The sequence below is a fragment of the Streptomyces sp. MB09-01 genome, from assembly GCF_033794505.1.
Taxonomy (GTDB): Bacteria; Actinomycetota; Actinomycetes; order Streptomycetales; family Streptomycetaceae; genus Streptomyces.
Genome location: NZ_JARAYQ010000391.1, coordinates 1 through 5,598, shown reverse-complemented (window position 1 = coordinate 5,598; position 5,598 = coordinate 1). Strand labels below are relative to the sequence as shown.

4 protein-coding genes are annotated in these 5,598 nt (G+C 69.7%); all 4 read left to right on the top strand.

The window, feature by feature from the left end; translation table 11 throughout:
• The first annotated feature begins 678 nt into the window (after window positions 1-678).
• The 4 genes from PV721_RS40690 to PV721_RS40675 all read left to right on the top strand — a co-directional run bounded on the left by PV721_RS40690 (window position 679) and on the right by PV721_RS40675 (window position 5,561).
• Entirely contained in the window at window positions 679-1,338 is a 660-nt protein-coding gene (locus PV721_RS40690; RefSeq protein ID WP_319733525.1) for a response regulator transcription factor, read from the top strand.
• Between the two features lie 152 nt (window positions 1,339-1,490).
• Complete coding sequence (locus PV721_RS40685) at window positions 1,491-3,434, top strand: 2-oxoacid:acceptor oxidoreductase subunit alpha (protein WP_319733523.1); 1,944 nt, start codon at window positions 1,491-1,493, stop codon at window positions 3,432-3,434.
• A complete protein-coding gene (locus PV721_RS40680) occupies window positions 3,427-4,503 on the top strand; it encodes a 2-oxoacid:ferredoxin oxidoreductase subunit beta (protein WP_319733521.1) in 1,077 nt (358 codons plus the stop codon). Before PV721_RS40685 ends, PV721_RS40680 begins: the two co-directional genes overlap by 8 nt.
• A 203-nt stretch (window positions 4,504-4,706) precedes the next feature.
• Window positions 4,707-5,561 (top strand): SDR family oxidoreductase, encoded by an 855-nt coding sequence (locus PV721_RS40675; protein ID WP_319733519.1) that lies wholly within the window; start codon window positions 4,707-4,709, stop codon window positions 5,559-5,561.
• The last annotated feature ends 37 nt before the right edge of the window (window positions 5,562-5,598 follow it).

Below are 5,598 nucleotides of genomic sequence, written 5' to 3'. Positions count from 1 at the left end.
GGTTGGCGGGGTTGACCGGGCGGCTGGATGCGGTGGATGGGGTGCTGGTGGTGGATTCGCCTGCGGGTGCGGGGACGACGGTCACCGCGGAGCTGCCGTGGCGGGACCGGGGCTGAGGCCGCCTCTCCCCGGCCCCCGGGCCCCCTTCTTTCTGCTGGTGAGCGGGACTCCTGTCCGGGTGGGTGGGGGTCCCGCTCGCGTGTCCGCTGCGGCGGCGCCTCCTGGGGCACGGCCCGAGCCACGCCTCAAACGCCGGCGGGGCTGGAAGACCGGGGCTCCGCCCCGCACCCCGCTCCTCAAACGCCGGAGGGGCTGGAATCGGCGCGGCCGACGCTTCGTAGGCACGGCCCCGCGCCCACTCCCCGAACTCCGGACGGGCTGGATCTGGCGCGGCCGACGCTTCGTGGACACGGCCCCCGCGCCCGCTCCCCGAACTCCGGACGGGCTTGGAATTGCCGCGGTCGGCGCTTCGTGGGCACGGCCTCGGGCTACCCCTCACACGCCGGCGGGGCCGTGAATCGCGCGGCATGTGACCTTCCGGTTCGTGAAAACTGCCCCCGGACGCCCACCTGTTGTCCCGGCTCTGCCTTCACCAGGACTTAAGGCTGGGATGCTTGGCTGAGTCGTGTAGTGCGGGAAACGAGTGGACGCGGGAGCTGCAAAATCGTGGAAGACAGGGTGCGGGTGGTCATCGCCGAGGATTCAGTGCTGCTGCGTGAGGGCCTGACCCGGCTGCTGACCGACCGGGGGCATGACGTCGTGGCGGGCGTCGGGGACGCGGAAGCCCTGCTCAAGACGATCGCGGACCTGGCGGCCGAGGACGCGCTGCCGGATGTGGTGGTGGCCGACGTGCGGATGCCGCCGACCCACACCGATGAGGGCGTACGGGCGGCCGTACGGCTGCGCCAGGACTATCCCGGGATAGGCGTGCTCGTGCTGTCGCAGTACGTGGAGGAGCAGTACGCCACCGAACTGCTGGCCGGGTCGAGCACCGGGGTGGGGTACCTGCTCAAGGACCGGGTGGCCGAGGTGCGGGAGTTCCTGGACGCGGTGGTGCGGGTGGCGCGGGGCGGTACGGCCCTGGACCCCGAGGTCGTCGCGCAGCTGCTCGGCCGGAGCCGGAAGCAGGACGTCCTGGCGGGGCTGACCCCGCGCGAGCGCGAGGTGCTCGGGCTGATGGCCGAAGGGCGTACCAATTCCGCGGTGGCGAAACAACTGGTCGTGAGTGACGGAGCAGTGGAAAAGCACGTCAGCAACATCTTCATGAAGCTGGGCCTCTCGCCGAGTGACGGGGATCACCGGCGTGTACTGGCCGTTCTCACCTATCTGAAATCTTGATCGACTGACACTCTGTCAGATACGGCATACCGGTCGGGCCGTCTCGAAGGGCGGTCCTACGGTCCAGAATGTGGTCGCCTCCGGGGAGCCTGATCCCTACCGACGTAGGGTGGGTTCTGGGGGTGCTCACGCCTCGAAGGAGGTCCAGTTCAGTGACCAGCCAGGTCAGCAGCCCAGCCGAGCAGGCCGACGGGGCTGGGGGTGCGGTTGTCGGTGGACAACGCACTCCGGCGAGCCCGGGCAGCAAGGAAGTACGGCGTCTCGATCGCGTGATCATCCGGTTCGCGGGTGACTCCGGTGACGGTATGCAGCTCACCGGTGACCGTTTCACCTCGGAGACCGCGTCGTTCGGAAACGACCTGTCGACGCTGCCGAACTTCCCCGCCGAGATCCGCGCCCCCGCCGGAACCCTCCCGGGTGTCTCCTCCTTCCAGCTCCACTTCGCCGACCACGACATCCTCACGCCGGGCGACGCCCCGAACGTGCTGGTGGCGATGAATCCGGCGGCGCTGAAGGCGAACATCGCGGACGTGCCGCGCGGGGCGGACATCATCATCAACACGGACGAGTTCACCAAGCGCCCCATGGCCAAGGTCGGCTACGAGACCTCGCCACTGGAAGACGGCTCCCTGGATGCCTACAACCTCCACCCGGTACCGCTGACCACCCTGACGGTCGAAGCCCTGAAGGACTTCGGGCTCTCCCGCAAGGAGGCCGAGCGCAGCAAGAACATGTTCGCGCTGGGCCTGCTGTCGTGGATGTACCACCGGCCCACCGAGGGCACCGAGAAGTTCCTGCGGCAGAAGTTCGCGAAGAATCCGGAGATCGCCGAGGCGAACATCGTCGCCTTCCGGGCCGGCTGGAACTTCGGCGAGACGACGGAGGACTTCGCGGTCTCCTACGAGGTCGCTCCGGCCACCCGCGCCTTCCCCACCGGCACCTACCGCAACATCTCGGGGAACCTGGCCCTCTCCTACGGCCTCATCGCCGCGAGCCAGCAGGCCGACCTGCCCCTCTACCTGGGCTCCTACCCGATCACTCCGGCCTCGGACATCCTGCACGAGCTCTCGAAGCACAAGAACTTCGGCGTGCGGACCTTCCAGGCCGAGGACGAGATCGCCGGTATCGGCGCGGCCCTCGGCGCGGCCTTCGGCGGTGCGCTCGGGGTGACCACCACCTCCGGGCCCGGTGTGGCGCTCAAGTCGGAGACGATCGGTCTCGCGGTGTCGCTGGAGCTGCCGCTGCTGATCGTGGACATCCAGCGCGGCGGCCCCTCCACCGGCCTGCCGACGAAGACGGAGCAGGCGGACCTCCTCCAGGCCATGTTCGGACGCAACGGCGAGGCGCCCGTGCCGATCGTGGCCCCGCGGACCCCCGCGGACTGCTTCGACGCCGCCCTCGACGCGGCCCGGATCGCGCTCGCCTACCGGACTCCGGTCTTCCTGCTCTCCGACGGCTACCTCGCCAACGGGTCCGAGCCCTGGCGGATCCCGGAGATCACGGACCTGCCCGACCTGAAGGTCAAGTTCGCCACCGGCGCGAACCACACCCTCGCCGACGGCACCGAGGTCTTCTGGCCGTACAAGCGGGACCCGGAGACGCTCGCCCGGCCCTGGGCCGTCCCCGGCACGCCCGGCCTCGAACACCGCATCGGCGGCATCGAGAAGCAGGACGGCACCGGCAACATCTCCTACGACCCCGCCAACCACGACCTCATGGTCCGCACCCGCCAGGCCAAGATCGACGGGATCCGGGTGCCGGACCTGGACGTCGACGACCCGGACGGAGCCACCACCCTGGTCCTCGGCTGGGGGTCCACCTACGGCCCCATCACCGCGGCCGTCCGCCGGCTGCGGAACGCCGGACTCCCCATCGCCCAGGCCCACCTGCGCCACCTGAACCCCTTCCCCAGGAATCTCGGCGAGGTCCTGGAGCGTTACGAGAAGGTAGTGGTGCCGGAGATGAACCTCGGGCAGCTCGCCACCCTGGTCCGGGCGAAATACCTGGTCGACGCCCAGTCGTACACCCAGGTCAACGGAATGCCGTTCAAGGCGGAGCAGCTCGCCAAGGTTCTCGAGGAGGCCATCAATGACTGAGGTGACCGTGACCGAAGGGTCCCGCACACTGCTTTCGCTGGTGCCCAAGTCCGAGTCCAAGCAGTCGATGAAGGACTTCAAGTCGGACCAGGAGGTCCGCTGGTGCCCGGGCTGCGGCGACTACGCCGTGCTCGCCGCCGTTCAGGGCTTCATGCCCGAGCTGGGGCTGGCGAAGGAGAACATCGTCTTCGTCTCCGGAATCGGCTGCTCCTCCCGCTTCCCGTACTACATGAACACGTACGGGATGCACTCCATCCACGGCCGCGCGCCCGCCATCGCGACCGGCCTCGCCACCTCCCGCCGCGACCTCTCCGTCTGGGTCGTCACGGGCGACGGCGACGCGCTCTCCATCGGCGGCAACCACCTGATCCACGCCCTGCGCCGGAACGTCAACCTCAAGATCCTGCTGTTCAACAACCGGATCTACGGGCTGACCAAGGGGCAGTACTCCCCCACGTCCGAGGTCGGCAAGATCACCAAGTCCACGCCGATGGGCTCGCTGGACGCGCCCTTCAACCCGGTGTCGCTGGCGATCGGCGCCGAGGCCTCCTTCGTCGCCCGTACCGTCGACTCCGACCGCAAGCACCTCACCGAGGTGCTGCGCGCGGCGGCCGACCACCAGGGCACGGCGCTCGTCGAGATCTACCAGAACTGCAACATCTTCAACGACGGCGCCTTCGAGGTCCTCAAGGACAAGGACCAGGCACTGGAGGCCGTGATCCGGCTGGAGGACGGCCGGCCGATCCGCTTCGGGGCGGACGGTGCGAAGGGCGTCGTGCGCAACCCGGCCACCGGCGACCTCGAAGTCGTCGACGTCACCCCGGCCAACGAGTCGCAGATCCTGGTCCACGACGCGAAGACCGCCAGCGCCACCACGGCGTTCGCGCTCTCCCGCCTGGCCGACCCCGACACCCTGCACCACACCCCCATCGGGGTCTTCCGCAGCGTCGAGCGGCCCGTCTACGACACCCTCATGGCCGACCAGCTCGACACGGCGATCGACCGCAGCGGCAAGGGCGACCTGGGTGCGCTGCTGACCGGCAACGACACCTGGACCGTCGTCGGCTGACCCGCACGACGCGGACACCGACGCACCCACGGACTCGGACACGGCCGTACGAAGCCGACGAAGCCCGGATCTCCCAGAGGATCCGGGCTTCGGCGCATCTCTCCCGCATCCCGCACACGATCCCACAGAGGATACTTTCGAAAAGTTAGCGCTTCCCGTAGGGTGGTGTCACTGGCCAGCGCCGCCCCACGGGAAGAGTCATCATGAGCATCGTCGTCACCGCTGCCACCGGAGCCCTCGGCCGTCTCGTCGTCGGGGAGCTGCTGAACCGTCTCCCCGCCGACGAGGTCGCCGTCGTCGTCCGCGACAAGGAGAAGGCCGCCGACCTGGCGGAGCGCGGTGTCGAGGTCCGCGTCGCCGACTACGACGACGCCGAAGCCCTGGCCGGGGCCTTCCGGGCCGGCGACCGGGTTCTGCTCATCTCCGGCAACGAGGTCGGGCGGCGCGTGGAGCAGCACACCGCCGTACTGGAGGCCGCGCGGGCGGCGGGCGTGGCGCAGTTCGCCTACACCGGCATCCTCGGCGGCCCCGAGGCGGACTTCGACCTCGCCGCCGACCACAGGGGCACCGAGCAGGCCATCCTCGACTCCGGGATCCCGTACACCTTCCTGCGCAACGGCTGGTACCACGAGAACTACACCCGCAACCTGCCCGCCGTCCTGGAGCACGGAGCGGTCGTGGCCAATGCGGGCGGGGGCCGGGTCGCCTCGGCGGCGCGGGCCGACTACGCGGCCGCCGCGGCCGAGGTGCTCACCGGCGAGGGCCATCTGAACCGGGTCTACGAGCTCTCCGGCGACACCGCCTGGAGCTTCACGGAGTACGCGGCGACGCTGTCGGCGCACACGGGCCGCGAGATCGCGTACGAGGAGGTCACGGCCGGCGAGCACCTGACGATCCTGACGGGCGCCGGCGTCCCCGCGCCTTTCGCCGCGGTCCTCGTCGACGTGGACGCGGCGATCGCACGCGGCCGGCTGGCGGGCACCAGCGGCGACCTGGCCCGGCTGATCGGACGGCCGACGACCCCGGTGGCCGAGGCGATCGGCGCCGCACTGGCCTGACCCGAGACCCCGTCCCTTATAAAAATCTGAAGTTCCT

What these genes read in the sequence shown, in the direction of transcription:
- PV721_RS40680 (WP_319733521.1), top strand. Translation starts at nt 3,427, where the DNA reads ATGACTGAGGTGACCGTGACCGAAGGGTCCCGCACACTGCTTTCGCTG.
- PV721_RS40675 (WP_319733519.1), top strand. Translation starts at nt 4,707, where the DNA reads ATGAGCATCGTCGTCACCGCTGCCACCGGAGCCCTCGGCCGTCTCGTC.